Source organism: Rhizobium pantanalense (assembly GCF_030182525.1).
Taxonomy (GTDB): domain Bacteria; phylum Pseudomonadota; class Alphaproteobacteria; order Rhizobiales; family Rhizobiaceae; genus Rhizobium.
This window is the reverse complement of record NZ_JAQJCH010000003.1, coordinates 272,260-298,189: the sequence shown is the minus strand read 5'-3', so window position 1 is coordinate 298,189 and position 25,930 is coordinate 272,260. Positions and strand designations below refer to the sequence as shown.

General features: G+C 61.3%; 27 protein-coding genes. 10 read left to right on the top strand and 17 right to left on the bottom strand.

Annotated features, from left to right (window positions below; genetic code table 11):
- Positions 1-4: 4 nt before the first annotated feature.
- On the bottom strand, positions 5-952 hold the full coding sequence (locus PH558_RS10870; RefSeq protein ID WP_285204145.1) for a choline ABC transporter substrate-binding protein: 948 nt from the start codon (positions 950-952) through the stop codon (positions 5-7).
- Positions 953-1,051: 99 nt separating this feature from the next.
- Here PH558_RS10870 and PH558_RS10865 point away from each other — a divergent pair, with 99 nt between their 5' ends.
- A complete protein-coding gene (locus PH558_RS10865; protein ID WP_285204144.1) occupies positions 1,052-1,954 on the top strand; it encodes a choline sulfate utilization transcriptional regulator in 903 nt (300 codons plus the stop codon).
- 10 nt (positions 1,955-1,964) lie between these two features.
- Here the strand turns inward: PH558_RS10865 and otsA are convergent, their stop codons facing one another.
- Both otsA and otsB read right to left on the bottom strand, forming a co-directional pair.
- Positions 1,965-3,341, bottom strand: a complete 1,377-nt coding sequence (gene otsA, locus PH558_RS10860) for an alpha,alpha-trehalose-phosphate synthase (UDP-forming) (RefSeq protein WP_145322201.1) — start codon at positions 3,339-3,341, stop codon at positions 1,965-1,967.
- A gap of 47 nt (positions 3,342-3,388) precedes the next feature.
- Entirely contained in the window at positions 3,389-4,183 is a 795-nt protein-coding gene (gene otsB / locus PH558_RS10855) for a trehalose-phosphatase (protein ID WP_285204142.1), read from the bottom strand.
- Between the two features lie 550 nt (positions 4,184-4,733).
- Here otsB and PH558_RS10850 point away from each other — a divergent pair.
- Entirely contained in the window at positions 4,734-5,549 is an 816-nt protein-coding gene (locus tag PH558_RS10850) for a class II glutamine amidotransferase (protein WP_285204139.1), read from the top strand.
- Here the strand turns inward: PH558_RS10850 and coaBC are convergent.
- The gene (coaBC, locus tag PH558_RS10845) at positions 5,536-6,747 is read right to left on the bottom strand and encodes a bifunctional phosphopantothenoylcysteine decarboxylase/phosphopantothenate--cysteine ligase CoaBC (protein ID WP_285204136.1); all 1,212 of its coding nucleotides are present in this window, start codon (positions 6,745-6,747) and stop codon (positions 5,536-5,538) included. The genes PH558_RS10850 and coaBC overlap by 14 nt on opposite strands.
- Before the next feature lie 235 nt (positions 6,748-6,982).
- Here coaBC and PH558_RS10840 point away from each other — a divergent pair, with 235 nt between their 5' ends.
- On the top strand, positions 6,983-7,429 hold the full coding sequence (locus PH558_RS10840; protein ID WP_285204435.1) for a nuclear transport factor 2 family protein: 447 nt from the start codon (positions 6,983-6,985) through the stop codon (positions 7,427-7,429).
- An 89-nt stretch (positions 7,430-7,518) separates the two neighbouring features.
- Here the strand turns inward: PH558_RS10840 and PH558_RS10835 are convergent, their stop codons facing one another.
- Positions 7,519-8,283: an SDR family oxidoreductase gene (locus PH558_RS10835; protein WP_285204132.1), complete on the bottom strand. Its 765-nt coding sequence runs from the start codon at positions 8,281-8,283 to the stop codon at positions 7,519-7,521.
- Positions 8,284-8,402: 119 nt separating this feature from the next.
- Here PH558_RS10835 and PH558_RS10830 point away from each other — a divergent pair, with 119 nt between their 5' ends.
- Positions 8,403-9,308, top strand: coding sequence for a LysR family transcriptional regulator (locus tag PH558_RS10830; RefSeq protein WP_095433761.1), 906 nt, complete (start codon positions 8,403-8,405; stop codon positions 9,306-9,308).
- On the opposite strand, the gene PH558_RS10825 is transcribed toward PH558_RS10830, so the two are convergent.
- Positions 9,309-10,184 carry a LysR family transcriptional regulator gene (locus tag PH558_RS10825; protein WP_285204131.1) on the bottom strand — a complete coding sequence of 292 codons (876 nt, stop codon included), beginning with the start codon at positions 10,182-10,184 and terminating at the stop codon, positions 9,309-9,311.
- A 98-nt stretch (positions 10,185-10,282) separates the two neighbouring features.
- Between PH558_RS10825 and PH558_RS10820 the strand changes: the two genes are divergently transcribed.
- From PH558_RS10820 to PH558_RS10800, 5 genes are all read left to right on the top strand, one after another.
- Positions 10,283-11,566: an MFS transporter gene (locus tag PH558_RS10820; protein WP_285204130.1), complete on the top strand. Its 1,284-nt coding sequence runs from the start codon at positions 10,283-10,285 to the stop codon at positions 11,564-11,566.
- A gap of 15 nt (positions 11,567-11,581) precedes the next feature.
- On the top strand, positions 11,582-11,968 hold the full coding sequence (locus PH558_RS10815) for a VOC family protein (RefSeq protein WP_285204129.1): 387 nt from the start codon (positions 11,582-11,584) through the stop codon (positions 11,966-11,968).
- A 91-nt stretch (positions 11,969-12,059) separates the two neighbouring features.
- Positions 12,060-12,401, top strand: a complete 342-nt coding sequence (locus PH558_RS10810; RefSeq protein ID WP_095433765.1) for an ArsR/SmtB family transcription factor — start codon at positions 12,060-12,062, stop codon at positions 12,399-12,401.
- Positions 12,385-12,870, top strand: a complete 486-nt coding sequence (locus tag PH558_RS10805) for an SRPBCC family protein (protein ID WP_285204127.1) — start codon at positions 12,385-12,387, stop codon at positions 12,868-12,870. The genes PH558_RS10810 and PH558_RS10805 overlap by 17 nt, the downstream gene beginning before the upstream one ends.
- Positions 12,870-13,274, top strand: a complete 405-nt coding sequence (locus tag PH558_RS10800; RefSeq protein WP_095433767.1) for a GFA family protein — start codon at positions 12,870-12,872, stop codon at positions 13,272-13,274. Before PH558_RS10805 ends, PH558_RS10800 begins: the two co-directional genes overlap by 1 nt.
- Here PH558_RS10800 and PH558_RS10795 read toward each other — a convergent pair.
- The 11 genes from PH558_RS10795 to ubiE form a co-directional block, all read right to left on the bottom strand.
- Entirely contained in the window at positions 13,271-13,675 is a 405-nt protein-coding gene (locus PH558_RS10795; RefSeq protein WP_095433768.1) for a type II toxin-antitoxin system VapC family toxin, read from the bottom strand. The genes PH558_RS10800 and PH558_RS10795 overlap by 4 nt on opposite strands.
- Positions 13,672-13,914, bottom strand: a complete 243-nt coding sequence (gene vapB / locus PH558_RS10790) for a type II toxin-antitoxin system antitoxin VapB (protein ID WP_095433769.1) — start codon at positions 13,912-13,914, stop codon at positions 13,672-13,674. Before vapB ends, PH558_RS10795 begins: the two co-directional genes overlap by 4 nt.
- A 65-nt stretch (positions 13,915-13,979) precedes the next feature.
- Positions 13,980-14,654: a spermidine synthase gene (locus PH558_RS10785; protein ID WP_285204122.1), complete on the bottom strand. Its 675-nt coding sequence runs from the start codon at positions 14,652-14,654 to the stop codon at positions 13,980-13,982.
- 69 nt (positions 14,655-14,723) lie between these two features.
- Positions 14,724-16,385, bottom strand: a complete 1,662-nt coding sequence (locus tag PH558_RS10780; protein WP_285204121.1) for a thiourocanate hydratase — start codon at positions 16,383-16,385, stop codon at positions 14,724-14,726.
- Positions 16,386-16,428: 43 nt separating this feature from the next.
- The gene (locus PH558_RS10775) at positions 16,429-16,758 is read right to left on the bottom strand and encodes a TfoX/Sxy family protein (RefSeq protein ID WP_285204120.1); all 330 of its coding nucleotides are present in this window, start codon (positions 16,756-16,758) and stop codon (positions 16,429-16,431) included.
- A gap of 18 nt (positions 16,759-16,776) precedes the next feature.
- Positions 16,777-17,877, bottom strand: a complete 1,101-nt coding sequence (locus PH558_RS10770) for a thiohydantoin desulfurase (RefSeq protein WP_285204117.1) — start codon at positions 17,875-17,877, stop codon at positions 16,777-16,779.
- A 3-nt stretch (positions 17,878-17,880) separates the two neighbouring features.
- Positions 17,881-19,155: a Zn-dependent hydrolase gene (locus tag PH558_RS10765; protein WP_483314137.1), complete on the bottom strand. Its 1,275-nt coding sequence runs from the start codon at positions 19,153-19,155 to the stop codon at positions 17,881-17,883.
- Positions 19,155-20,537: a dihydroorotase gene (locus tag PH558_RS10760; RefSeq protein WP_285204114.1), complete on the bottom strand. Its 1,383-nt coding sequence runs from the start codon at positions 20,535-20,537 to the stop codon at positions 19,155-19,157. Before PH558_RS10760 ends, PH558_RS10765 begins: the two co-directional genes overlap by 1 nt.
- A 26-nt stretch (positions 20,538-20,563) precedes the next feature.
- Positions 20,564-22,147, bottom strand: a complete 1,584-nt coding sequence (locus tag PH558_RS10755) for an aromatic amino acid lyase (RefSeq protein ID WP_095433775.1) — start codon at positions 22,145-22,147, stop codon at positions 20,564-20,566.
- 206 nt (positions 22,148-22,353) lie between these two features.
- Complete coding sequence (gene ubiB, locus PH558_RS10750; RefSeq protein ID WP_095433776.1) at positions 22,354-23,928, bottom strand: 2-polyprenylphenol 6-hydroxylase; 1,575 nt, start codon at positions 23,926-23,928, stop codon at positions 22,354-22,356.
- 62 nt (positions 23,929-23,990) lie between these two features.
- Complete coding sequence (gene ubiE, locus PH558_RS10745; protein WP_095433777.1) at positions 23,991-24,767, bottom strand: bifunctional demethylmenaquinone methyltransferase/2-methoxy-6-polyprenyl-1,4-benzoquinol methylase UbiE; 777 nt, start codon at positions 24,765-24,767, stop codon at positions 23,991-23,993.
- 246 nt (positions 24,768-25,013) lie between these two features.
- On the opposite strand from ubiE, the gene mutM reads away from it, so the two are divergent.
- Positions 25,014-25,904, top strand: a complete 891-nt coding sequence (gene mutM, locus PH558_RS10740; protein ID WP_095433778.1) for a bifunctional DNA-formamidopyrimidine glycosylase/DNA-(apurinic or apyrimidinic site) lyase — start codon at positions 25,014-25,016, stop codon at positions 25,902-25,904.
- The last annotated feature ends 26 nt before the right edge of the window (positions 25,905-25,930 follow it).

Here is a 25,930-nt window from a genome sequence, read left to right as displayed (position 1 = left end):
CGGGTCAGAGGCCGATGGCGGCTTTGACGGCCTTGAGGCCAGGCTTGCCGTCGATAGTGGTGACGCCGGAAAGCCAGGGCGTCAAGGCGTCCGGATGCGCCTTCAGCCAGGCAGTGGCCGCGTCCTTGGCGCTCTCGCCGCCGAGGATCGATCCCATCAGCGAATTCTCCATGTCGATGTCGAAAGTTAGGTTATGGAAGAGCTTGGCGGCGTTCGGGCATTGCGCCGACCAGCCGGTGCGCGCCAGCGTGTAGACCTCGGCGCCGCCGTAATTCGCGCCGAAATAGGCATCGCCACCGGAAAGATAGGCAATCTTGAAGCGCTCGTTCATCGGATGCGGCGCCCAGGCGAGGAAGACGATCGCCTGCTTGTCCTTCGAGGCGCGCTCTACTTGCGACAGCATCGCCTGCTCGCTCGATTCCACCAGTTCCCAACCTTTCAGACCGAAATCATTGGCGTCGATCATTTTCTGGATATTGGCATTGGCCGGTGCGCCCGGCTCAATGCCGTAGATCTTGCGGCCGAAATCGTCGGCATGCTTCTGTAGGTCGGAAAAGTCCTTGATGCCCATGTCGGCAACATAGGTGGGCACCGCCAACGTGAACTTGGCGCCTTCAAGATTGCGGTTCAGCACCTCAGCCGCTTTCGCCTTGTTGAGATCGTCCACGAAGGCCTTCTGCGCTGGCATCCAGTTGCCGAGGAAGACATCGATCTCGCCCGTCTTCATCGCCTGATAACCGATCGGCACGGAAAGCGTCTTGATGTCGGGTTCATAGCCAAGGGCGGTCAGCAGCACGCCGGTCACGCCATTTGTCGAGGTGATATCGGTCCAGCCGGGGTCCGAAAGGTGGATCGTCTTGCAGCTGTCGCCGTCGGCCCGGGCGATGCCTGCCAGGGAAAGGACGGAAAGAAGAGCGCCGGCGGCGAGTCGTCCCATTGCAGAGATGCACATGACGATGGTTCCCTCTTGTTATTGGATTATTTTATTGAACATCACTAGAGTTCCCGCTGTGAAGCAGGCATTTTTCGATAGATGCCAAAAGGAAATTTTATGGTTGCACGTCTCGTCGATCTTGGCTGGCTGCGGATATTCCTGGAAGTGGGCCGTTCCGGCAGCCTCTCTGCGGCGGCTGCGGCGCTTGGCCTGACGCAACCGGCCGTCAGCTACCAGATCCGCCGCATCGAGGAGCAGATGGGCGTGCCCCTGTTTCGCCGCCAGCATCGCGGCGTCGCGCTCTCGCCGGAAGGGCAGCGCCTGTTCGAGATCGTCGAAAAATCCGTCGGCAGCGTCGACCATCTGGTGCGCAGTTTCCGCGCCGAGGCGGAACGGCCATCCGTTCGCCTGCGCACGGATTATGCTTTTTCCGCGCTGTGGCTCATTCCGCGCATGCATGCGTTCCGGTTGCTTCACCCGGAAGTGGATATCCAGATCGTCGCCACACAGCGGCTGGATCGTGGCGCGCCGGAAAGTGGCGATATCGCCGTCTTCTTCGGCACGCGCAGCGAATTCGGTCCTGCCGCCACCTTGCTTCTGCCGGAAAAGGTCGTGCCGATCTGCACCAGGGGTTTCGCGGAGCGCCACGGCCCGTTCACCGATCCCTCTCAGCTCGCAGGCACCACGCTCGTCCATCTCGATACGGAGATCCCGTCGCCCTGGTTCGACTGGGAAAGCTATCTTTCTGCCTTCGGCATTGCCCGCGACGCCTATGCCGGCCGCGGCGATCTGCGCTTCAACACCTATTCGCTGGTTGTGCAGGCAGCGCTCAGCGAGCAGGGCGTTGCCATCGGCTGGATAGGCCTTGTCGATTCCCTGCTCGCAGCACGCACGCTGGTGACGGCGGGTCCCATGCTAGAGGCGCCGGAGCGAGGTTATTGGCTGCTGCCGCCGGCCGCCGCGAACCCGGAGGCGGAGCGGTTGGCGCAATGGCTGCTCATCGAGGCCGCCACCGGATGACCATCATGCTCTATTCCGCCGTAAGATCGGCAAGAAACGTCTCGCACCAGCGTGATACGTCATTTTCAAGCAGATAATCCATCATGCCGCGCCAACGCTCCTGCCGCTCCTGCAATGGCATGTTGATGGCGCGCGCCAGTGCGTTGGCGGTGCCGTCGACATCGTACGGGTTGACCAGCAACGCGCCCTTCAGCTTGCGCGCCGCCCCGGCAAAGCGGGATAGAACCAGCACGCCGGGATTGTCTGGGTCTTGCGCCGCGACATATTCCTTGGCGACGAGGTTCATGCCGTCGCGCAGCGGTGTCACGAGCCCGACCTTCGCAATCCGGTAAAGGCCTGCCAGGATCGGCCGGCTGATCGAGCGGTTGATGTAGCGGATCGGTACCCAGTCGACCGTGCCGATCGCACCGTTGACCCGGCCCGCCTGTTCTGCAACCGCGTTCTGCATCGCCTCATATTCGGGAACTTCCGAGCGAGATTTCGGCGTGATCTGCAGATAGGTGATGCTGCGTTGGTGAGCGGGGTTGTTGGTGATGAAGCGTTCAAAAGCGTCGATGCGCTGCGTGATGCCCTTGGAATAGTCAAGCCGGTCGACGCCGAGGATCAGATCGCGGCCTTCAATGCTTTGCCGCACCTTCTGCACCATGCTGTGCGACGCGGCCCTGCGGGCGAATTCGGCAAAGCCCGCCGTCTCGATGCCGATCGAATAGGCGCCGCCGCGAAAGTCATGGCCGTGCGCGCTGAAATGGCCGGGGCTTTTCTCGATGCCCATGCCCTCGCGTTTCAGGCACCCCGCAAAGTTCTCAAGATCATGGTCCGTCTGAAAACCGAGCAGGTCGTAGGAGGAGAGGCCCCGCATGATCTCCTCATGCACCGGCATGGCGAGCACGACATCGGCCGGCGGCCAGGGAATATGCAGGAAGAAGCCGATGCGGTTCTTCAGGCCCATCTGCCGCAGCTCTGCGGCCAATGGGATGAGGTGATAGTCGTGCACCCAAATGATATCGTCAGGCTCGATCAGCGGTGCGAGCCGGTGGGCGAAGAAGCGGTTGACCCGGAAATAGCCGGTCATTTCCTTGCGGGCATATTCGGCAAGATCGAGCCGGTAGTGGCAGATCGGCCAGAGAACACGGTTGGCAAAGCCCTGGTAGTATTCCTCGACATCGGTCTGGGTCAGATCGGTCAGCGCATAGGTGATGTTGCCGTCCTGCGTCATCTTCAGCGGCTCGGGCTCGACGTCGCCGCTCGATTTGCCGGACCAGCCCATCCAGATGCCGCCGCGCTCGGCGAGCGCAGCCTGCAGCGCCACCGCGAGGCCGCCTGCCGCAGCGGCGCCCTTATGGTCGGGGACGGAAACGCGGTTAGAAACAATGATGAGTCGACTCACGAATTCTTCCTTTCGAGAAGGCTGGTAGACATCGCCATGGTCGAAAATTACTTGACGAGCGTTCCCAGCACGTCCCTTAAACGCGCAGGTGAGCCAATGGATGCACGCGCCAGTGTTTTTCCGTTCCCATCGCCGATGCGCACGGATTGGCCGCCGAGGCGGTTGGCGGCGGCAAACATGGTCTCGTCGGTCACGTCGTCGCCGATCGTCACCGGGCGGCGTCCCTCGAACGGCTCTTCGGCAAGAAACGCCTCGACGGCGTGTCCCTTGCTGGCGTGAGAAGGGCAGATTTCAAGGACCATTTTGCCGCGCTGAAGGTTCCAGTCGGGTCCCGCTTCCTCCAGATGGCGTTGCATGACTTCGCCGATCTCGGCCTCATATGCGGGTGCATGGCGGAAATGGACCGCGACCGCCGCCCCCTTGTCCTCGACGATTGCGCCGGGCCAGGCTTGCGCTTCGTAGGCGATGGTCTGCTTCATCGCCTGAAAGGCGGGCGGGATATGCGCCCGCCGCAGCCGCCCGGCCGCATCGCGACGTTCCGCGCCATGCAAGCCGGCGACGGGAAAACGAAATGGCGTAAAAAGGGGATCGACGAATTCGATGGCGCGGCCCGTCACCAAGGCAAGCGCGCCGCCGAGCTGGCGCGAAAGCGCATGCAGCGTGCCGGGCAGATAATCCGGAACAACGATCGCTTCCGGCCTTTCGGCGAGATCGAGCAGGGTTCCGTCGATATCGAGGAACAAGGCCCAGTCCTGCGGATGCAATGAGAGTGCGGTAAGGGCCGGCTCGTTCAGCGGCCTCGGTTTGGCTTCACCCTTTTCGGGCTGTTCCTGAGAAGACATGCTGGGTTAGCTAAGGCGCTCTTCCCATTTGGCAAGGCAAAAAATTAATGGCTCAAAATCAAAAGGGGCCGCCTTAAGCGACCCCCCATGAGCTTTGGCCCGTAACTGGCCTGAAGCGGCGAACGCTTCGGGAAGGTGTTGATCAGAGCGAGGGCTGCCTCGCAACGCTCACAACCATTTCCATGCCGTATACAAAGACCGAAATCTCACTAGACATTGGATCACCTTCCTTTCGTTACGTTTCAGACAAGCTAAACGTAGCTCAAATTTGACGTGATGCAAGAGGTTCGATCCACGGGAGCTTCACACTTATTGTCGCATTGAAATGCGTATGCTCGGTGCCTCCTCGCGAAAAGCGCTATGACATCGGGCTTCACGAAGAAAATGTTGCGACGCCAAACGTGATCGGACGACGCGTCAAATATCTGTCATCTTGCGCTGCAGACGATCGAAAATTAAGACTTTATTACCCATTCTGCATAAACAATTGTCTAAGATTAGCCATTCTCCCGCGGGACAGGAAGACAGCGGTAATCGGAGTAGAAGACGCATGTGTCGTTGGGCAGCCTATCGTGGAGACCCCCTCTATCTGGAGGAGCTGGTGTCTTCGCCCGCCCACTCCCTGATCGAGCAATCCCATTGCGCCACGCGCGCCAAGACGGCGACCAATGGCGATGGTTTCGGCATCGCCTGGTATGGCGACCGGCCGGAACCGGGCCGTTACCGCGATATCCTGCCGGCTTGGTCCGATTGCAATCTGAAGAGCCTGGCGCGGCAGATCCGCTCGCCGCTCTTTCTCGCCCATGTCCGTGCTGCCACAGGCGGCGGCACACGCCGCGACAATTGCCATCCCTTCGTTTTGGAGAACTGGTCTTTCCAGCACAATGGCCAGATTTCCAATTTCGACCGCCTGCGCCGGCCGATGGAAGCCATGCTCGACGACCGGCTGTTCCATGCCCGCAGCGGCACCACCGATTCTGAGCTCCTTTTCCTGTTGGCAATGCAATTCGGTCTCATGACAAATCCGACCACGGCGATCGCTCAGACCATCGGCTTCGTCGAAGGCTTGTCGGTCCATTTGACCGGTTCGGCGCTGGTGCGCTTCACGGCAGCCTTCTCCGACGGCAAGTCGCTCTACGCCATCCGCTATGCGACAGACCGCAAGGCGCCGACGCTCTATGCCTCGCCTGTCGGTGCGGGATATTGCCTTGTGTCGGAACCGCTGAACGACGATATCGATGCCTGGCGCGAAATTCCTGATGGCAGTGCCGTTCTGATCGACAACACCGGCGTCCATGTCACGCCCTTCCAGCCGAAAGAGCGAGCAGTTGAGGAACATCTGCCGATAGCCGCTATCCCTGCTTGAATCGTTCGGCGATGAGGGCTGCGAGCCGCGCCGCCACTTCATCCTTGTCGAGATCTGGCCATTGTTCGACGCCGTGGTGGCTGATGATCTTCACGCGGTTTCGCGTGCCGCCCATGATACCGGTTGCCGGTGAAACGTCATTGGCGACGATGAAGTCTGCGCCCTTGCGCTCCAGCTTGGCGCGGGCATTGCTCTCGACATCCTGCGTTTCGGCGGCAAAGCCGATGACGAGTTTCGGCCGCTGCGTGTGGTGGCCGACTGTTTTCAATATGTCGGGGTTTTCCGTGAGCGCCAGCGTCGGGATCGACTCGCCCGGATGTTTCTTGATCTTCTGATCGGATGCCGAAGCCACCTTCCAATCGGCAACCGCCGCCACCATAACGGCGATATCGGCAGGCAGGGCCGCAAGCACGGCGTCGCGCATCTCATCCGCCCGCTCGACATGGATGATGTTGAGACCGACCGGATCGGGTATGGTGACAGGGCCAGAAACGAGGGTGACGTCCGCGCCCAGCGCCGCCAGAGCTGCCGCGATGGCATGACCCTGTCGTCCCGACGAACGGTTGGCGATGTAGCGCACCGGGTCGATCGGCTCATGCGTCGGCCCGGAGGTGACGACGGCCTTCTTGCCGGCGAGCGGCTTGGCGCCGTCATCCAACCGACGCTCGACGGCGGCAACGATATCGAGCGGTTCCGCCATCCGGCCAGCGCCGCTCTCGCCGCTTTCGGCCATTTCACCGGTCATAGGGCCGACGAAGGCGATGCCGTCGCTGCGTAGAGTTTCGACGTTGCGCCTAGTCGCTGGATGCGCCCACATTTTTGGGTTCATGGCGGGGGCTGCCAGGACTGGTCGGTCCGTAGCGAGCAATATGGTCGAGGCGAGATCGTCGGCCAGCCCGTTTGCCATCTTGGCGAGCAGATCGGCCGTTGCCGGGGCGATCAGCACGAGATCACAGTCGCGCGCCAGCCTGATATGGCCGACATCCTGCTCGTCCTGCCGTGAAAACAGATCGGTAAAGACATGGTCGGCAGCAAGGGCGCCGACGGCAAGCGGCGTGATGAACTCCTGGGCGCCCGATGTCATGACGGGCCGCACGCTTGCGCCGCGCTCGCGCAGTCGGCGAATGAGATCGAGACTCTTATAGGCCGCGATGCCGCCGGATATGATGAGAAGGATGCGCTTTCCTGCGAGAACCATGCCTGAACCCGTCGCCTGTTCTTTTGCCGATAAGCCTAAGCCTTTGGTGTGTCATAGGCAATCGCCGCGTGCTTCCATCGAGGTCGGCGCGTCGGTGGTTGCGACGCAGGTGATCGAGTTTTCCGCTATGGCAGCCAATGATCACGTCGGCATCACCGACTTGTCATTTGCGGGCATCTTCACCTTCGACAAAAGTGAACGTGTTAACGATCAAAGGAGCAACGCCTTGAAACTGATGAAAGTCGCTGTCGTCACCCTGCCAATCATGGCCGCTGCCATGCCGGCTTTTGCCGAGCGCGCCTATTCGCCGCAGGAGCTGAAGAACAAAGAGATTGTTCTGGATTTCTATCAGAAGGCGCTGAACGACAAGGATTTCGACGCGGCTTCCAAATATCTCGGCAAGTACATCCAGCATAATCCGATGGCGGCCGATGGTCCCGAAGGCCTGCGCGGTTTTCTAGAGTACCTGAAGAAAAACTATCCGCAGTCGAAGAGCGAGATCAAGCGCGTGATGGTCGATGGCGATTATGTAATCCTGCGCGTCCACGCCATTCGCCAGCCGGGCGACCGCGGCAGCGCCATCGTCGATATCTTCCGCGTCGAGGACAACAAGATCCAGGAACATTGGGATTCGGTGCAGCCGATCCCTGAGACCTCGAAGAACAGCAATACGATGTTCTGAGTGGAAAGACCGCGGGAAGTACGATCCGCGGTCCATCATTATTCATTCAAAGCATTCCGGCGCGATAATTGCGTCGGCAAAGCACGCGATCAGGTGCGTGTAATCGAAAGGCCGCCGTCGACAAGCGAAGCCGTGCCGCTGACGAAGCTTGCATCATCGGAGGCCAGATAAAGGACCGAGCGAGCGATCTCTTCCGGGCCGGCGACGCGCTTCAGCGCATGCAGATTGGTAATGAAAGCCTGCTTTTCGGCCGTATCGTTCATGTCGCGATACATATCGGTATCGACCGCGCCCGGCAGGACAGCATTGACGCGGACATTCTGCGGGCCGAATTCGGCGGCGAGCGTTTGCGTCAAGCCGATCAGGCCGGATTTGCTGGCGGCATAGGCGGCAACGCCCGGGAAGCTCACGGTATGGCCGACAAAAGTCGACGTGAAAATCACGGAACCGCCGCTGTACTTGATCATTTCGCCAATCTGGTGCTTGGCGGCCAGGAACGACGCGGTGAGGTTTATCGCCAGTGCTTCGGAAAAGCCTGCCTCCGAAACCTCGGTGCTGGGACCGGCCTCGCCGAGCGTGCCGGCATTGTTGAAGGCGATGTCAAGCTTGCCGTAGCGCTCGACAGCAAGGGCGACCAGCGCCTTGTGATAGTCTTCCGAGCGTACATCGCCGGCCAATACCGCCGCTTCACCGTCGGCGGCTTTGATCTCCGCGGCCAGGCTTTCCAGCTCTGCGACGCGGCGAGCGCCGACGATAACCTTTGCGCCTTCAGCGGCAAAGAGCTTTGCCGTGGCGCGGCCGATGCCGGAGCTGGCGCCGGTGACGATTGCGACTTTTCCATTCAAGCGGTTCATTGTTCCATCTCCTGTGTAAGGATGTGCCTTTAGGTTTGTCCGATACGAGGAAGATGGCCTTTTCCAATCGTTCGGATTAGTCTTCAAAAGGAGGAATTCGAATTCGGAGTTTCCGAACGATGCTGAAGATCGATGGGATCGTGACATTCGTGACCGTAGCGGAGGCCGGCTCTATCAGCGAGGCGGCGCGACGCCTGCGCCTGTCGAAATCCGTCGTCAGCGAGCGCTTGTCGGAAATGGAGAAAGCATTGGGGGCGACCCTGCTTCACCGCACGACCCGCAAGCTGACCCTGACGGAAGATGGCACCGCTTTCCTGCAGCGCGCGACCCGCATTGCGCAGGAGGTTCGCGAGGCGGCGGCCGATCTTGCCGAACGGCGCGGCACGCTGATGGGACCGCTCCGCATCGCAGCTCCCGTCACCTTCGGCCGCCTGCATCTGGGGCCGGCCCTCTATCCGTTTCTCGCCGCACACCCGGAAATCGAGCTGACGCTCGATCTCGACGACCGCCGGGTCGATGCCGCTTCGGATGGCTATGATGCGATCATACGCCATGGCCTGATCGCCGACTCGCGCCTCGTCGCCTGGAAGCTCGCCCGCAGCCGCCGCCTTCTCGTGGCCTCGCCGGATTATCTCAGCCGTCGCGGCAAGCCCGCTTCGCTCTCTGATCTCGAGGATCACCGCGGGATTTTCTACACGAATCGTGGTGTTGCCGACTGGCGTTTCGAGGGACCGGACGGCGCTGTCGTCATCCGCGCGAAGCTAGCGCTGGGCGTGAACAATGGCGATGTCCTCCACGATGCCGCGATTGCCGGCCTCGGTATCGCCTTGCTGCCGGCCTTCATTGCCGGGCCTTCGGTGAGGGACGGGCGGCTTGCCGAGATCGATGTCGGCTACCGGCCGGAGCCGGAATTCATCTTCATGGCCCATCCGGAAGGCCGCAATCCCTCGGCAAAGCTTCGAGCCATCGCCGATCATCTGAAAAAAGCGTTCGGCGATCCGCCCTATTGGGAGCGGAGCAAATAATTACGCTATCAGGCTCATAAGATTGGCGATAACGGGCGATCGCTGTGCCTTGAGGCTGGCGAGGCCAAGCCGCGCCACGACCGGCGGCCCATCGATTTGCCGATAGGCGACGCCGTCGAGCTTGATCTGTGCGATCGAAGCCGGAACGATGGAAACGCCCAAGTTTGCGGCGACGAGATTGACGACAGATGGGATCTGCGGCGCTTCCTGCGTCACCACGAGGTCGAAGCCGGCTTCGCGGCAAGCGGCGACGATATCGTCATAGAGGCTGAGCCCCACCATGCGCGGGAAGAGGATGAAGGGTTCGCCCGCGAGCGCCGCAATCGGCACGCGTTCCTCTTTCCCCAGCGGATGGTGGGCCGGTAGCGCGATCAGCATCGGTTCGTCGGCAAAGCGTTTCAGTCGTACGTCTCTGGGGTCTTCAAGGCCTGGGCGAATGAATGCCGCGTCGATCTCGCCGCGCATCAGCCGCTCCATCAGCGCATTGGTATTCATCTCTGTGAGTGACAGCCGCACTTCCGGCCAGTGTCGCCGAAACTCGCGAATGGTTGATGTGACGATGGTGTTGAAGGCGGAGGAGGCGGTGAAGCCGAGCGACAGGCGGCCGATCTCGCCGCGATTGGCGCGCTGGGCGGCGAGCTTTGCCTTTTCCGCCGCATCGACCGCCATTTTTGCTTCCACGAGAAAGGCCTCGCCGGCCGCCGTCAGTTCCGCACCATGCGGTACGCGGTGGAACAGCTGCGCGCCCACCTCGTTTTCCAGGTCCCGGATCTGCTGGCTGAGTGGCGGCTGACCGATGCCGAGCTTGGCCGCCGCGCGGGTGAAGTTTCCCACTTCCGCGAGCGCCAGAAAATAGCGGATATGCCGCAGCTCCATCGCTATCTCCAAAAGCTATTGAGATCGCCTGTTCCATATATTGGACTAATGGAGCTGGTCTGGCTAGATTCCAGGGCAAGAAAGGTCAGGTGCCACCAATGTTTCGCGCCGTAAGTCAGCAGAAAACCACTGCGTCCGAAGTTTCCTCCCGCCCCGAATTGACGCTCGTCAGGAACGAGCCGCCGACCGAGACCCGCCAGTTTCTGACGCGCGGCACGCCTGCCTTCCGCCGCGCGACCATTGGGCTGTTTCTCTCGGGCTTTGCCACCTTCTCGCTGCTCTATTGCGTCCAGCCGCTGATGCCGATCTTCTCCGAAGATTTCGGTGTCACACCGGCTGCAAGCTCGCTGTCGCTGTCACTTTCGACCGGCTTCCTGGCCTTCGCGATCTTCGGCGCCGCCGCCGTTTCCGAAAGCCTCGGCCGCCGCAGCCTGATGTTCATTTCGCTGCTCGGCGCGGCCATCTGTACGATCGTCTGCGCGGTGTCGCCGAGCTGGCATATGCTCCTCGTCGTCCGCGCTCTTGAGGGCTTCCTTTTGGGTGGCGTCCCAGCTGTAGCTATGACCTATCTGGCTGAGGAAATCGAACCGCGCGGCCTCGGCGGCGCCATGGGCCTCTATATCGCCGGCAACGCCTTTGGCGGCATGGCCGGGCGCGTGGTGACCGGTACGATCGCCGAATATCTGAGCTGGCGGCCGGCGCTGGCCACGGTCGGCCTTCTCGGCCTTCTCGCCGCTATCGGCTTCCTCTATCTCCTGCCGCCGTCGCGCAATTTCACCTCGCGCAAGGGCTTCGATGTGACCTTCCACCTGAAGGCCTGGAGCGGTCACTTCTGCAATGCCGCGCTGCCGCTGCTCTTTGCCATCGGCTTTCTCGTCATGGGCTCATTCGTCACTGTCTATAACTATGCCGGCTTCCGTTTGGTCGCCGATCCCTATGATCTCAGCCAGACCGAATTGGGCATGATCTTCACCGCCTATCTCTTCGGGATAGTCGCATCCTGGGCGGCAGGTCTCCTCGGTGATCGCATCGGCCATTTCGTCGTGCTGCCGGTGGGCGTGCTGATCGCCGCACTCGGGGCGGCGGTGACGCTTTCCAGCTCCTTGCCGCTGATCATTCTCGGCATCATCCTGGTGACGATCGGCTTCTTCATGACCCATTCCGTCGCCAGCGCGCTGGTGGGGCGGCTAGCCCATGGCTTCAAGGGCCATGCCTCCTCGCTCTATCTGCTCGCCTATTATCTCGGCTCCAGCATTGCCGGCTCGGTCGGCGGTTATTTCTGGCTCGCGGATGGCTGGAATGCTGTGGTTGCCTTCATCCTCGTCATGCTGGCACTCTGTCTCGTCAGCGCTTTAGCCGTTGCCAGGCTGGCGCGTCGTTGAGCCCAGGAGGCCACCATGATCCGTATCGACCATCTCGATCATCTGGTGCTCACGGTTGTGAGCATCGAGGAGAGTTGCGATTTCTATACCCGTGTCCTTGGCATGAGTGTCGAAACTTTCGCGGAGGGCCGCAAGGCTCTCATCTTCGGCAACCAGAAGATCAATCTGCATCAAGCCGGCCATGAGTTCGAGCCGAAGGCCGAGCGGCCGACACCGGGTTCGGCCGACCTCTGCTTCATCAGCACGACCCCTCTAGATGAGGTCATCGCTCACTTGCAAGCCGAAGGTGTCGCGATCGAGGAAGACCCCGTCCGACGCACCGGCGCGACCGCCCCCATTCTCTCCGTTTATTTCCGCGATCCGGACCAGAACCTGATCGAAGTGTCCAACGTCATTCCCTGAGATCGGGCGTTAGAAAGCCTTTCTTGACATCGTTTGCATGCATCATATATTAAACCAATAAGTTAATTAACTGTTTGGTTTATTGAGTCGTATGGACACGTTGAGCACGACCCTTTCGGCCCTAGCCGATCCAACCCGCCGAGCGATCCTGGCGCGGCTGGCGACCGGCGAGGCATCCGTGTCCGAGCTGGCCGAACCCTTCGACATGTCGCTGGTCGCCGTTTCCAAGCATCTGAAGGTGCTGGAGAGAGCCGGGCTGATCTCGAAGGGTAGGGAAGCCCAATGGCGACCCTGTCGGCTGGAGCCCAAGCCACTGCGGCAGGTCGATGACTGGCTGGAAAGCTACAGGCAGTTCTGGAACGACAATCTCGATCGCCTGGAAGCCTACGCGGCGTTACTGCAAAAGGGAGGAGTGGATGGCCCCGGCAACTGACGGCGGCGGACGCCCGCTACGCGAAATCGTACTAACCCGAGATATTGCCGCACCGCGTGACTTGCTGTTTCGCCTCTGGACGGAGCCGCAACATCTGATGCGCTGGTGGGGGCCGCAAAACATGACGGCCCCATCCGTCTCCGTCGACGTGCGGGAAGGTGGCGCCTGGCGACACTGCATTCTGACACCGGAGGGCAGGGAATATTGGAGCCATGGCCGCTATCTGGAGATCGTCCCACCCGAGCGTCTCGTCTTCACCTTTGCCTGGGAAAACCAGGAGGGTAGGCCCGAACATCCGATGCAGGTGACTGTGGAGTTTCATGAGCTCGGCGAGAAGACACGCCTCATCTTCCGCAAGGTCGAGCTGCCTGACGATACAGAGCTGAGATTGCAAACCGACGGCTGGGAACAGGCCCTCGATAAATACGCCGCTTACGCAGAAGCCACCTCAAGGGAAGGACGAGAGTGATGAAGAAGACCTATCACGGAAGCTGCCATTGCGGCGCCGTTGCTTACGAAGCCGATCTCGATCTGCAGGGCGGGACCTTCAAGTGCAATTGCTCGATCTGCAAGAAGAAGCGCAATTGGCTGGCTGTCGCCACGCCCGCCGATTTCCGCCTGACTTCGGGCGATGAGAGCATCGGTGAATATCAGTTCGGCCCGCGTATCCTGCATCATCTCTTCTGCAAAACTTGCGGCATCAGCTCCTTCAACTGGGGTGAAAACCCGGCACTCGGCGGCAAGTTCTATGCGATCAGCATCAGCTGCCTGGACGATGCCACCGATGAGGAACTCGCCTCGCTTCCCGTCGGCTATTTCGACGGCCGCGACGACCGCTTCGATCGCGCGCCGGAGGAAACGCGCTATCTTTAGCCACTCGGCAAGGACTCCCAGTCTTCGAAACGTAGCTTAAGAACGCGTTCAAACTCCCTGACATTGTGCGTTATCAGGATCAGATCGCGGGCGACCGCTTGTCCCGCGATCAGAACGTCATAAGCGCCGATCGGCGTGCCAAGAAAAGCAAGGGCCGCGCGAATTTCGCCAGCTACACGGGCATCTTGCTTGTCGAAATCCAGCGTCTCGAATTGCAAGGCATCGACACGTGCCAGATTTTCGGAAACGCGCTGCCCTTTATAGGCACCATAAAACAGCTCGTGTGCGACGATGGCCGGAATGGCGAAATCCTGGGGCTTATGTCTGCGAAGCTCGCTGACAAAGCCAGGGTGTCCTTTCATCAGGGCGATGACGGCATTGCTGTCGAGCAGAAACTTCACTTGAAGATATCCAGTTCGGGGCGTTGCTGTTCAGCCGGCTCTTCTTCGGCTGCTTCTGCGAAGTCTTGGTCGATTGGCCCGGTGATCGCTTCCAGCCAATCCCAATCTTCGGCGATCGGCTCCAGAATGATTGCTTTTCCTTGCCGGCGGATGCGCACTTCCTCGCCGTCGATACGGAATTCCTTTGGCAAACGGACGGCCTGTGAGCGGCCGGACCAGAAGATCTTTGCGGTGTCCATGCCATAACTCCTTTGAGATATGACATTGATATATAGCATCTCGAACGCTATTTCAATTCGAGGCGTTATGATCCCAATTTTGTCGCGAGCCAGATGACATGACGCGCGCCGGTCTTGCCATTGGCCCGCGCGTTGACCACCTCGGCGGTAAAGCCACTGTCGCGCAGCCGGCGCGTGAAGCGATCATCCGGTCCCGAAGACCAAACAGCGAGGACGCCACCAGGACGCAGCGCATCGCGCGCTGCCTTGAGGCCCTGATAGTCGTAGAGGCCGTCATTGGCCTCTGACGTGATACCGTCGGGACCGTTGTCGACATCGAGCAGGATGGCGTCGTAGGCCGCCTTGCGGGCGCGGATGAGCGGGCGCACATCGCCTTCGTGGATCGCGACGCGCGGATCGTCGAGGCAGCCGTCGAAGACTGTTGCCATCGGCCCGCGTGCCCATGACACGACAGTCGGCACCAGTTCCGCGACCGTAACTTTGGCGTCTGCACTGAGTTCTCCGAGTGCCGCCCGCAGGGTAAAGCCCATGCCAAGGCCGCCGATCAGTATGTGCGGCGTCTTCCGACCCCTAATCTTCTCGCAGGAAAGTGTGGCCAGCGCCCGCTCGGAGCCGCTCAAGCGGCTGTTCATCAGCTCATTGGTGCCGAGCATGATGGAAAATTCCTGGCCGCGCTGCTTTAAGCGCAGCTCGCCGCCACCAGGGATTTTCGCAGTATCAAGCAAGGTCCAGGGGATCACGGGCAATTCTCAATTCATCTCAAGTTGCCCGGGACCATAGTCTTTCGATGCCGCTAAGAACAGAGGCGCTTATCCCAAACGGATATAGGGCACATCCTTTTTCGCAACTTCATCAAGCGCTTCCTCATAGCCGGCATCGGCGTATCGCATGACGCCGAGCGCGGTGTCGTTGGTTAGCGCATGATCGAGCCGTTCGTCGGCCGCTTGCGTGCCATCGGCAACCACGGTGACGCCGCAGCTGGTCATGTAGCCGGCATAGCCGCCGCCACCGGAATGGATGACGACGAGATCGGCCATCGAGGAGCAGAGCATCATGGCGTCAATCAACGGCCAATCGGCGATGGCGTCGGAGCCGTCCTTCATGCGCTCGGTCATGATGTTCGGATGGGCCATGGCGCCGGCATCCAGATGGTCGCGCGAGAAGGCGATCGGACCCTTCAGCTCGCCCCTTGCCACGAGCTCGTTGACGCGCCGGGCAAGTGCCGTGCGCTCGCCATGGCCGAGCCACGCGATGCGTGCCGGCAGCCCTTCAAAGGGTACATGCTGCCGGGCAAGGTTGATCCAGTTGGTGATGATCTTGTTGTCCGGGAACATTTCCAGCAGCAGATCGTCGATGCGGGCAATATCGCTTTCCTCGCCCGAAAGCGCCATCCAACGGAACGGGCCGATGGCGCGGCAGAAGAGCGGCCGCAGATAGGCTTCGGTGAAGATCGGGATATCGAAGGCGTTCGCAACGCCGCCTTCCTTCGCCTGCGTGCGGATGAGGTTGCCGTTGTCAAAAACTTCGGAGCCCTTTTTCTGGAAATCCAGCATGGCCTTCACATGCTCGACGATCGAGGCGCGGCTGGCCGCCATAAGCTGGCCCTGACCGTCGTCACGCAAGTCCCGAACCTGCTGCAGGTTCATGCCTTTCGGCACATAGCCATAGACGAGATCGTGCGCCGAGGTCTGGTCGGTGACGATATCGGGCACGATGCCGCGTCGCGCGATCTCGGGATAGATCTCGGCCGCATTGCCGACGAGGCCGACGGAAAGCGCCCGCTTTTCCTTGACGGCCGCATCGATCATCGCCAGCGCGGAATCGAGATCGGGTGCGATTTCCTGCAGATAGCCGATGTCCTGGCGCTTCCTGGCACGCTCCGCATCGATATCGACGCAGAGGATTGCAGCACCCGCCATGCGGCCGGCAAGCGGCTGCGCGCCGCCCATGCCGCCGAGACCCGCCGTCAGCACGAAGCGGCCAAAGAGATCACCGCCGAAGCGGCGCTCCGCGATGCGCATGAAGATTTCGTAGGTGCCCTGGATGACGCCCTGGCTGCCGATATATTGCCAGGCACCGGCCGTCAGGCCGCCCCAGCAGATCAGTCCCTTGCGCTGCAATTCATAGAAGACTTCTGCCTTCGCCCACTGCCCGACGATGTTGCAGTTCGCCATGATGACGAGCGGCGCCTTGTCATGCGTGCGGATGAGGCCGATCGGCTTGCCGGACTGGATGAGCAGCGTCTGGTTCTCATCCATTTCGGTGAGTGCCTTCACGATGCCCTTATGCGCCGCCCAGTTACGGGCCGCCTTGCCGAGGGCCGCATAGACGACGAGATTATCCGGGTCTTCGCCGACCGAGAGCACGTTTTCGAGCAGGCGCAGCAGAGCCTCCTGCCGCCAGCCTTTGGCACGCAGCTCCGGGCCGCCCGGAATGGGGAATTTCGGGTGACGTGGATTGGCTTTCGGCATGGATTTCCCTTCCCTGTCTCAATTGTTTGTCTCGGTGGCCCGCCTATTTCGGTGGCAGGCCTTCGACGAAATTCAGCGCGGCCAGAAGCAGCCGCTTGCGCAGCATGTCATTGCCATAGGCTTCCGGCCCTGCGCGCACCCATCCCTGCATTTCCCTGCCGCCTGACTGCATGGGTTTGACGTCATGCTGCTCCAGCGCCCAGGCATCATTGCCCTTGCCGAGGCGGATCAGCATCCCGTCTTCGCGGGCACCGCACAGCAGATGGCCATTGAGCAGAAAGGCCCAGCCGCCGAACATTCCTTTTTCGCTGAGCCCGGGCCGTGGTCCGAGCTCTTCTCTCAGCAATTCTTCGAGACCAGCGTCACGCGCCATCTGCGCCTCCCGCGCCTTTCAGCCTTTCTTGCCGGCCAGAGCGTATTTCGTGATCTCGATCCCCATAGCCTTTTCGACGGAGGGATAGACCGTGGGGTCGAGCACGCTGGCGGACAGCGGAATGATATCCATCGGCACATGCAGGATGAAAACCTTCATGCCTTCGTGCAGCTGGCCGACACTCAATGGTTCGCCTTCTGGCGACAGCGTGGTGATGATCGAGGGGAAGGTTGCGAGGCGCTTGCCGCCGACATCCTCGACGGCCATGTATTCGTTCATCACATGCATGGTGACGGCCTTGTCGCCGCTGCCGACCGTGATGGTGCCGATGTCGAAGGCTTCCTTCGTATAGACGACATCCTTCTTGGTGATCGTGCCCTCGGCCAGGATATGGCCGCCAGTGGCCTTGCAGATGGCGTCGATGACGGCGCTGCCACCTTTCTTTTCTGCCTCGATGATCGCCTCACCGAGCGAAAGCGCCATGGAGATGCCGCCGAGCGCCGCATGCGTGCGGACGTAGGAAGCGCGAAGTGGGTTGCGGCAGGAGGCGATGAAGCCGCCGGACTGGTCGGATGCGGCGCGCAGGATCGGCGAAATCTTTGCCGTCGCGCCCTTCACGACCAGCTCGATATAGCGGTTCTCGGCGCGATTGCCGCCAACGGCGGTCTGGATCATCTGCTCGGGCGAACCGGCCATGCCGATCGAGCCCATATCACCCGTCGGATGGGCGCGGATGTCACCCACCGCATCCACCACCTTCGTTCCGAGGATGGCCGATGGTAGCCAGCCGTTCAGCGTCGAGGACCGGCCGTTCTGACCGATGATCAGGCCGGAAAGCTTTTCGCCAAGCTCGTCCTGCAGCAGCTGTACGGCCTTCACGTAGTCGATGCCCTGCATTTCCCAGGGAGTGGTGGAGGCCGGCGCGCCGATGGCTGCGGCCGTCGCGATCCAGTCGTTGTCGTTCAATTCGTCGATCGACACTAGCTCCGGCTTGCCGACATTGACAGCTGCGTAGCCGAGCATACGGCCATGATCGGCCCAGCCGCCACCGCCTGCTGCATAAACAGAGCCGCCCTTGACGGCCGCTTCAACATCCTTGGCAACGAGTATGCGTCCCATCGGCTACTCCCGGTTCTGTTTGAGGTTCTTGTCCATGTCGCGCACCGCTTCGAAAAGCACGGCGGCGCCCATGGCAATGTCGTCATTCTCGGCCCATTCCTCGGCGCAATGGCTACGGCCTTCCTTGCAGGGCACGAAGATCATGGCGGCCGGTGCGACCTTGGCGATCCAGGCTGTGTCGTGACCGGCGCCGGAGGCCATGCGGCGATGCTTGGCACCAACCGTGTCGCAGGCGCGCTCGAGCGTTTCGAGCAGCACCGGAGCGCCCGGCGTCGGCATATTGTCGGAGACGCGCACAGGCGGATTGATCGTCACGCCATAATCGGCGGCGATGGTCTTCACCTCGGCGTCGATCCAGGCGAGGAAATCTTCCATGTCGCTGCGGATTTCGGCGCGGCCGTCGATCAGCAGCACGACCTTCGAGGGCACGACATTGGCCGCGTTCGGCTCGATACGGAATTCGCCCACGGTCGCAGCGAAATGGCCCGGCGTCTTTGCCTGCTCGGCGGCGCGTTGGCGAATGTCGAGTACCAGCTGCGAAGCGGCCACCAGCGCATCCGCGCGGCGGTCCATGGGCGTCGTGCCGGCATGATCGGCGCGGCCTTCGACGGTGATTTCGACGCGGGTGATGCCGGCGATCGCGGTGACGATGCCGATATCCTTGTTCTCGGCTTCCAGCAAAGGCCCCTGCTCGATATGCAGCTCCAGAAAGCCAGCCAGATCCGGCCGGCTCTGGGAGAGCAGTACGGAGGGATCGCCGCCGACCTCGGCAATGCCCTGCGAAAGCGTGCGGTCGCCGCTCACACGGGAAAGCCATGCCTGGGGGATCTGCCCGGTCATGCCGCGGCTGCCGATGCAGGAGACACCGAAGATGCTGACTTCCTCGGCGAGGAAATCGACGATCTCCAGATCATGATCGAGCTCGATGCCGCGATCTCTAAGGGAACGCGCCACTTCAAGCGCTGCGATCGTGCCAGCGATGCCGTCGAAGCGGCCGCCATCGGGAACGGTGTCGGAATGTGAGCCGACAAGGATTGTCCCGAGACCCGGCTTGGCGCCCGCACGCCGGCCGATCAGATTGCCGGCGGCATCGATCCGCGTCTGAAGCCCTGCCGCCTTCATCCGTGCTTCAATATAGGCACGCCCTTCGAGGAAGAGTGGCGAGAAGGCGCGGCGCGTCCACGGGTGGCCCGGATCGGTAATCCTTGCCAGCGCATCGATATCCTCCGCGATGCGATCGGCGTTTACGGGCAGGTTGTGGCGCTTGGGCTCGGTCATCAGGCTGCATCTCCGGCAAGAATTTGGCGAGGCAAGGGACGGACGAAGCTGCCGGAGCCGGGTTCGGCCAGCACCTTCTGTCCCTCGGTGATCTGCTTGCCTCTAAGATAGGCGGCGGACACAGTCCAGGGCAGGCAAATGCCGTTATAGGGGCTCCAACCGACGACGTTGTTGCCGCTGGCCGCCGCGTCATAAACGATTTCGCGCGGCTCCAGAACGACGATATCGGCGTCCTTGCCCGGCGTCAGCGCGCCCTTGATATGGTCGAGGCGGAAATGCTTAGCCGGGTTTTCCGACATCAGTTTCGCCGCCCAGGTCAGCGGCAGGCCGCGTTCCAGGGCACCCTTGACGAAGAGTGGCACCATGACCTCCAGTCCCGGCACGCCGGAAGCATTCGCCAGCATGTCCGGATTGGTTTTGCGATTTTCCGACCAGCTGACATGATCGGTCGAGACGAGCCAGACATTGCCTTCCGCTACCTTGCGCCACAAGGTTTCCACTTCGGCGCGCGGGCGGATCGGCGGATTAATTTTCGCCTTGCCGCCAAGGCGCCGCACATCGTTTTCCTCATCGAGCGTCAGGTAATGGATGCAGCATTCAACGGTCGCTTCGAAGCCGTCGCGGCGATAGGCACGGGCGATGTCGTAGCCGCGGCCGAGCGAGCAATGCACGACATGCGCCGGGCAGCCGGTATCCGCGCCTGTCTCGAAAATCGTGTGCATGGCCAGAAGCTCGGTGATCGGCGGGCGGGACAGGCCGTGGGCGCGATAATCGGTGATGCCGCTCGCCTTCACCTGCTCCATGTAGGTGCGGACTGCTTCGTCGTCCTCATTGTGCACGCCGGCAGTCAGGCCTGTCGGCGCGATCGCGGCAAAGCAGGCGTCAAGCAGGGCAGGCGGAATGCGTGGAAAGCGCTTGGGATCGGTGCCGAAGGTGGAGAACTTGAAGGCGGCCACACCGGCCTCGACCATCTCCGCGATGCGTGCGGGGCCTTCTTCCGGATCGATGGTGCCATAAAGAGCAAAGTCGACACGCGATTGCGGTGCGGCATGGTCGATCTTCTTCTTCACCGCCGCTGCCGAGCAGACGAGATTGCCTTCGTCATAGGGCATGTCGACGATGGTGGTGACGCCGCCGGCTGCTGCCGAACGGGTCGACCAGATGAAATCCTCCTGATCCTTCTGCGAGAGGGAGTGAACCTGTGCGTCTATCGCGCCAGGCAGGATTAGCGCCTTGCCGAGCAGGTGCCGCTCGCGTGCGGCCGGGGGTACACCGATGCCCACCTCGGCGATCTTGCCGTCGCGCACGGCGACATAGCCGGCTTCCACGATGCGTTCGGGCAAAACCACGGTGCCTTGCAGAACAAGATCGAAATCCGCCATATGCATTCTCTCCGCTCGTCGTTAATTCAGATGGCAACGGTGTCGCGATAAAGCCGCTCTTCGACCCGCTCCAGCGAGCCGAGCGCGAAGAAATCATCATAGGCGAGGATCGGCTTGTGAGCGATCAATTCAGAGACGAACGCCTCCGAGCCCAGCTCCTCCTCGATCGCCTCCACTTCAGCCGATAGCGGCCGATCAACCACATAGAAATCGGCATGCTTGCGCACGACGTCGTAGAGCATGCGCGCCACGCCTTCCGGCTTGTCGCCGAGAATGTCCATCGCCTGGGCCGATAGCAGCGCTTCAAGAGCGGCTAGGCGCTTTAGCGCCCGCATCTGCCGCTCGAAACGCTCGATGACGAGCGGTAGGAAGGCGGCCTCGTCTTCCATGCCGGCGGCAACCACAAGCGACTGCGCTGAGACCGGATTGGACATGGAGAGAACGCGCGAGAAGATCTCGCCGGCAAGCTTGATGATCGGGCCGAAGCCGGTCGCGATCCTGCCTTCCGGCACGAGATTGACGGGCAGGCCGCGCCGCTGGCCGTTGCCGAGCAGGACGCAGCGATTGAAGGCATTGCGGGCGGCATGGGCCATGCAGATGACGGCCGCTTCCAGAAGCACGGTGACATCGAGCGGAAGAGAGCCGCCCGAGGTCATCACACGGCCATCGACGATGACCGGATTGTCGTCCGAGCGCCCGGTGGCGGCGAGAATCTTGTGGCCGGCGGTCAAGAGGTTTTCGATGACGGCACCGAAGACCTGGGCGATCATGCGCAGGCTCAGCGGGTCCTGGACGTGGGTCGCGACCGGCCAGGGCCATTCATCCGAAGCGTTGCAGAGCCAGGCGCCGATCAGCGCCTCTCGGGGTGTACCGACATGGCGCACGGAAATCCATGGATCGCGTGAGGCGCCGAGCGCGCCGGCGGCCATCATGCCGGTCGCGAGCAGCACGCGGATCGAGGCGGCGGCATTGCGGGTTGTTTCGGCCGCAGCGGCGAAGCTGACCGCATTGACGCTGAGCGAGGCCAGGCTATCGCGCGGCATCATCCTGACGGGAGCGATACCGGCGGCATCGAAGGCATCGGCCGCCTGCATGCGGCGGCCGCGATAGACGGCCTCGCCAACGCCGGTTAGAACCGCGCCGATCTGGCCCATCAGGCCGATATCCGCGCAACCGATCGAGCCCGTACGCCTGACGACAGGAATGACATCCGAGCTCAACAGCTGCAGATAGGCTTCGATCAGCTCCTGCGAGCATCCGACCTGACCGGTGAGAGCCGTGTTGACACGGATCGCCATGGCATTGCGGACGACCGACATGGAGAAGGGCGCACCCGTGCCGAAATGGTGGGCGCGCACGAGACCGAGATTGAAGGCATCGAGATCTTCAGGGGACCATTCGACGTCCTTCATGGCGCCGACGCCGGTCGTAGAGCCATAGACCGGCATGCCCGATTGAATGGTGCTTTCGAGAACGCTGCGCGCCAACCGTATGCGAGCCATGCCGCTTTCCGATGCCGACGGCAGGACTGCTCCCGCACCGATCCGCACCAGATCGCTGAACCCAAGGGGTTGCCCGGTAAGTTCGATACCGGCTCTCTGACGCTCCATCTCTGCTGTTCTCCTTTTTTAAAAGGCTATGCGAGCCTTATCGTCAATGGGATATCCCAAATGGCGAACACCTTGATCCGTGCCGGACAGTCTGATTTTGAGGCGAGCGCGCACATCGCGCAACTCCATGTTTGTGCGCACATATGGCTTCTCGCGTCGGCCAACTATTTCAGCCGAGGCGAAAAGAGCATCAGAAAGCTGGGCGATCAGCCAAGGTGCCAGGCGATATAGAGCAGCGTCAGCGCGATCACCCACAGCGCAAAGCGGCCGGAACGGCTGTGCTTGGCCTCGGCCTTGCCGATCGCTTCGGCGGTCTGCGGATCGAAACGCAGGCCGTTTTCGCTCATATGCAGCAGTTCGTGGTGGAATTTCTCGGTCTTGGCGGCGATTTCGGGCGCGGCTTCGGCGAGCTTCACGGCCGCCTTCAAACCGTCCTTCAGATCGGTCATGATCCGCTTCGGACCGAGATTGGTGCGAATCCAGTCGCCGACCACCGGTTCGGATGCCTTCCACATGTTGAAGCGCGGATTGAGCATGCGCGACACGCCCTCGACCACGACCATGGTCTTCTGCAACATCACCAGCTCGGGCCGCGTCTCCATGTCGAAGAGTTCGGTCACTTCGAAGAGCAGGGTCAAAAGCTTGCCCATGGAGATGGTTTCGGCCGGCTGGCCATGGATCGGCTCGCCGATGGCACGGATGGCCTGCGCAAAACTCTCGACGTTGTGATGGGCGGGTACGTAGCCGGCCTCGAAATGCACTTCGGCCACCCGGATATAATCGCGGGTGATGAAGCCGTAGAGGATTTCGGCGAGGAAGCGGCGTTCCTTCTTCCCCAATCGCCCGACGATTCCCATGTCGACTGCAACAATCATGCCGGCAGCATCGACGAAGAGATTACCGGGGTGCATATCGGCATGGAAGAAGCCGTCGCGCAGTGTATGACGTAGAAAGGACTGGATCAGCGTATCGGCGAGTGCGTTGAGATCGTGTCCGGCAGCCTTTAAGCCCTCGACGTCGGACATCTTCACGCCGTCGATCCACTCCATGGTGATGACGTCGCGGCCGGTGCGTTCCCAGTCGACCTTCGGAACGCGGAAGCCGGGATCCTTCTCGGTGTTTTCGGCGATTTCGGAGAGTGCGGCAGCCTCCAGCCGCAGATCCATCTCGACCTTCGTGGTCTGCTCGAGCGTCTTGGTCACTTCCACGGGCCGGAGGCGCCGGCTGGAGGGCATGAACCGCTCCTGCATACCCGCCACGAGATACATTGCCTTGATATCGTTGGAAAACCGCTGGCGCACCCCAGGCCGGACCACCTTGACGGCAACGCGCTTGCGCCCTTCGGCCGTGTCGACCTCTGCCGGATGCACCTGCGCTATCGAAGCGGCGGCAATCGGCTCGCCGAAGCTGGCGTAGAGATCGTCGATCCGCCGCCCGAGCGACGCCTCGATCGCTGCCGTTGCCATAGTATGCGGAAAAAAAGCCATCCTGTCCTGAAGCTTCGACAGGTCGTTCGCCATGTCGACGCCGACGACATCGGGTCGGGTAGCCAGGAACTGGCCGATCTTCACATAGGAGGGGCCGAGCCGCTCGACCGCTTGTGCCAGCCGGTCGCTGCGGGCCTGGCTCTTGGCCTTCCGGCGCGCAAAGATGCTGACGAAAGATTTGGCGAGGCTGACGGAGGGCGGTAGCCCTTCCGATGGCAGCGCCATGACCACGCCTTCGCGCACGAGCACCCAGCCGACCCGAACAAGGCCGAAATATGCGCTGAAAGCACTCATATCGTCTCAAGGTCTCGAAACGTGGAGGCCAAAAGCCGGATCGGGTGACTGGATATCATGCTTCAGAGCTTCCAGCCGGAGTGCAGCGCGGCGATGCCGCCGGTGTAATTGGTGAAGCTTACGCGCGAGAAGCCGGCCTCGCGGATCATCGTCGCGAAGTCCTGCTGATTCGGGAACTTGCGGATCGATTCCACCAGATATTGATAGGGCTCGGCATCACCCGTAATCGCCTTGCCGAACTTCGGAATGGCGTTGAAGGACCAGGCATCGTAGACGCGGTCGAGCAGCGGCAGGTCGACTTCGGAGAATTCGAGCACGAGCAGCCGGCCGCCGCGCTTCAGGACGCGATAGGCCTCCTTCAATGCCAGATCGATGTGTGGCACGTTGCGGATGCCGAAAGCGATCGTATAAGCGTCGAAGGAATTCGGCTCGAAAGGCAGCTCTTCGGCATTCGCCTCGACGAAGGTGAGGTTGTCGGAGAGCTTTTTCTTCTCGGCGCGTTCGGCGCCGACGGCGAGCATCGAGCCATTGATGTCGAGCACCGTTGCATGCGCCAGCCGGTTCGAGGCTTCCACGATGCGGAAGGCGATATCGCCCGTGCCGCCGGCAACGTCAAGCACCTTGTAGCCAGGATCCTTGCGCGGGTTGAGCGCTGATATCATGGCATCCTTCCAGACGCGGTGCATGCCCATGGACATGACGTCGTTCATGACGTCGTAGCGCTTGGCGACCTTATGGAACACCTCGTTGACGAGGCCCTGCTTTTCACCATCGGCTACTTCGCGGAAGCCATAGGATGTTTCCATGCCGCCATCGGCGGAGGTGCGGCTGTCTGCCATCGGCTCAACTCCGTTACATTACAGCGCCGCGCGTCATTTATGGCGCGCGAAGGTCGCTGTAACACTTTAAACTTGCTGCATAATTCTCTCCTTAAATCGATTCCGGTCTAAGGAATTATGCAGTATTCAGCGGCGGACCATAGCGAAATCGCGTTTGCCACGCTATCTCATCAGCCAGATCACCAGCCGCAATGCCTTGGGCTATAGCTCAGATCATAAGCGGTTGAAACATAAAGATGGATAGCCATGCCGGAATTACCAGAGGTCGAAACCGTCAGACGGGGCCTTGCGCCTTCCATGGAAGGTGCGGTTCTCAAGGAATTGGAGCTGCGCCGCAACGATCTGCGCTTTCCTTTCCCCGCCGATTTCGCTGAGGCCGTTTCGGGCCGCGGCATCGCGTCGCTGTCGCGCCGCGCCAAATACCTGCTGATCGATCTCGACGATGGCCAGACGATCGTCGCGCATCTCGGCATGTCCGGTTCGTTTCGGATTGAAGCCGGTCGGGAGGCGCAAATGCCGGGCGAATTTCATCATCCCCGTTCCAAGGACGAGAAGCACGATCATGTAGTCTTCCATCTGGCGGGCGCCGGCGGTGATGCGCGCGTCATCTACAATGACCCGCGTCGCTTTGGCTTCATGGACATGGTCCGGCGCGCCGAGATGGCCAACCATCCCTTCTTCCGTGATCTCGGGCCTGAACCCACGGGCAATGAACTCGATGCCGATTATCTGGCTAAGCGTTTCGCCGGCAAGGCGCAGCCGCTGAAGAGCGCGCTGCTGGATCAGAAGAACATTGCCGGTCTCGGCAATATATATGTATGTGAAGCATTGTGGCGCTCCCACCTGTCGCCATTGCGCGCCGCCGGCACGCTGGTTACGGATGCGGGCAAACCGACAGAAGCGCTGCTGGCGCTGGTCGAGGCGATCCGCGAAGTCATTGCCGATGCGATAGCCGCAGGCGGCTCGTCGCTGCGTGACCATATCCAGACGGACGGTTCGCTCGGCTATTTCCAGCATTCCTTTTCCGTCTATGATCGTGAAAGCCAGCCTTGCGGTACGCCCGGTTGCGGCGGTACGGTCAGTCGCATCGTCCAGGCGGGGCGCTCTTCTTTCTACTGCGCTTCCTGCCAAGGCTGATTGAAGGGCCAAAGCTGGTAAAAGGG

What these genes read in the sequence shown, in the direction of transcription:
- PH558_RS10870 (WP_285204145.1), bottom strand. Translation starts at nt 952, where the DNA reads ATGTGCATCTCTGCAATGGGACGACTCGCCGCCGGCGCTCTTCTTTCC.
- vapB (WP_095433769.1), bottom strand. Translation starts at nt 13,914, where the DNA reads ATGGACACCGCAAAGATCTTCTGGTCCGGCCGCTCACAGGCCGTCCGT.
- PH558_RS10760 (WP_285204114.1), bottom strand. Translation starts at nt 20,537, where the DNA reads ATGGCGGATTTCGATCTTGTTCTGCAAGGCACCGTGGTTTTGCCCGAA.
- PH558_RS10850 (WP_285204139.1), top strand. Translation starts at nt 4,734, where the DNA reads ATGTGTCGTTGGGCAGCCTATCGTGGAGACCCCCTCTATCTGGAGGAG.
- PH558_RS10755 (WP_095433775.1), bottom strand. Translation starts at nt 22,147, where the DNA reads ATGGAGCGTCAGAGAGCCGGTATCGAACTTACCGGGCAACCCCTTGGG.
- PH558_RS10810 (WP_095433765.1), top strand. Translation starts at nt 12,060, where the DNA reads ATGGACACGTTGAGCACGACCCTTTCGGCCCTAGCCGATCCAACCCGC.
- PH558_RS10865 (WP_285204144.1), top strand. Translation starts at nt 1,052, where the DNA reads ATGGTTGCACGTCTCGTCGATCTTGGCTGGCTGCGGATATTCCTGGAA.
- PH558_RS10775 (WP_285204120.1), bottom strand. Translation starts at nt 16,758, where the DNA reads ATGGCGCGTGACGCTGGTCTCGAAGAATTGCTGAGAGAAGAGCTCGGA.
- ubiE (WP_095433777.1), bottom strand. Translation starts at nt 24,767, where the DNA reads ATGGCAGACAGCCGCACCTCCGCCGATGGCGGCATGGAAACATCCTAT.
- coaBC (WP_285204136.1), bottom strand. Translation starts at nt 6,747, where the DNA reads ATGGTTCTCGCAGGAAAGCGCATCCTTCTCATCATATCCGGCGGCATC.
- PH558_RS10780 (WP_285204121.1), bottom strand. Translation starts at nt 16,385, where the DNA reads ATGCCGAAAGCCAATCCACGTCACCCGAAATTCCCCATTCCGGGCGGC.
- PH558_RS10770 (WP_285204117.1), bottom strand. Translation starts at nt 17,877, where the DNA reads ATGGGACGCATACTCGTTGCCAAGGATGTTGAAGCGGCCGTCAAGGGC.
- PH558_RS10840 (WP_285204435.1), top strand. Translation starts at nt 6,983, where the DNA reads ATGAAAGTCGCTGTCGTCACCCTGCCAATCATGGCCGCTGCCATGCCG.
- ubiB (WP_095433776.1), bottom strand. Translation starts at nt 23,928, where the DNA reads ATGAGTGCTTTCAGCGCATATTTCGGCCTTGTTCGGGTCGGCTGGGTG.
- PH558_RS10765 (WP_483314137.1), bottom strand. Translation starts at nt 19,155, where the DNA reads ATGACCGAGCCCAAGCGCCACAACCTGCCCGTAAACGCCGATCGCATC.
- PH558_RS10815 (WP_285204129.1), top strand. Translation starts at nt 11,582, where the DNA reads ATGATCCGTATCGACCATCTCGATCATCTGGTGCTCACGGTTGTGAGC.
- mutM (WP_095433778.1), top strand. Translation starts at nt 25,014, where the DNA reads ATGCCGGAATTACCAGAGGTCGAAACCGTCAGACGGGGCCTTGCGCCT.
- PH558_RS10835 (WP_285204132.1), bottom strand. Translation starts at nt 8,283, where the DNA reads ATGAACCGCTTGAATGGAAAAGTCGCAATCGTCACCGGCGCCAGCTCC.
- PH558_RS10800 (WP_095433767.1), top strand. Translation starts at nt 12,870, where the DNA reads ATGAAGAAGACCTATCACGGAAGCTGCCATTGCGGCGCCGTTGCTTAC.
- PH558_RS10825 (WP_285204131.1), bottom strand. Translation starts at nt 10,184, where the DNA reads ATGGAGCTGCGGCATATCCGCTATTTTCTGGCGCTCGCGGAAGTGGGA.
- otsB (WP_285204142.1), bottom strand. Translation starts at nt 4,183, where the DNA reads ATGTCTTCTCAGGAACAGCCCGAAAAGGGTGAAGCCAAACCGAGGCCG.
- PH558_RS10820 (WP_285204130.1), top strand. Translation starts at nt 10,283, where the DNA reads ATGTTTCGCGCCGTAAGTCAGCAGAAAACCACTGCGTCCGAAGTTTCC.
- PH558_RS10830 (WP_095433761.1), top strand. Translation starts at nt 8,403, where the DNA reads ATGCTGAAGATCGATGGGATCGTGACATTCGTGACCGTAGCGGAGGCC.
- PH558_RS10805 (WP_285204127.1), top strand. Translation starts at nt 12,385, where the DNA reads ATGGCCCCGGCAACTGACGGCGGCGGACGCCCGCTACGCGAAATCGTA.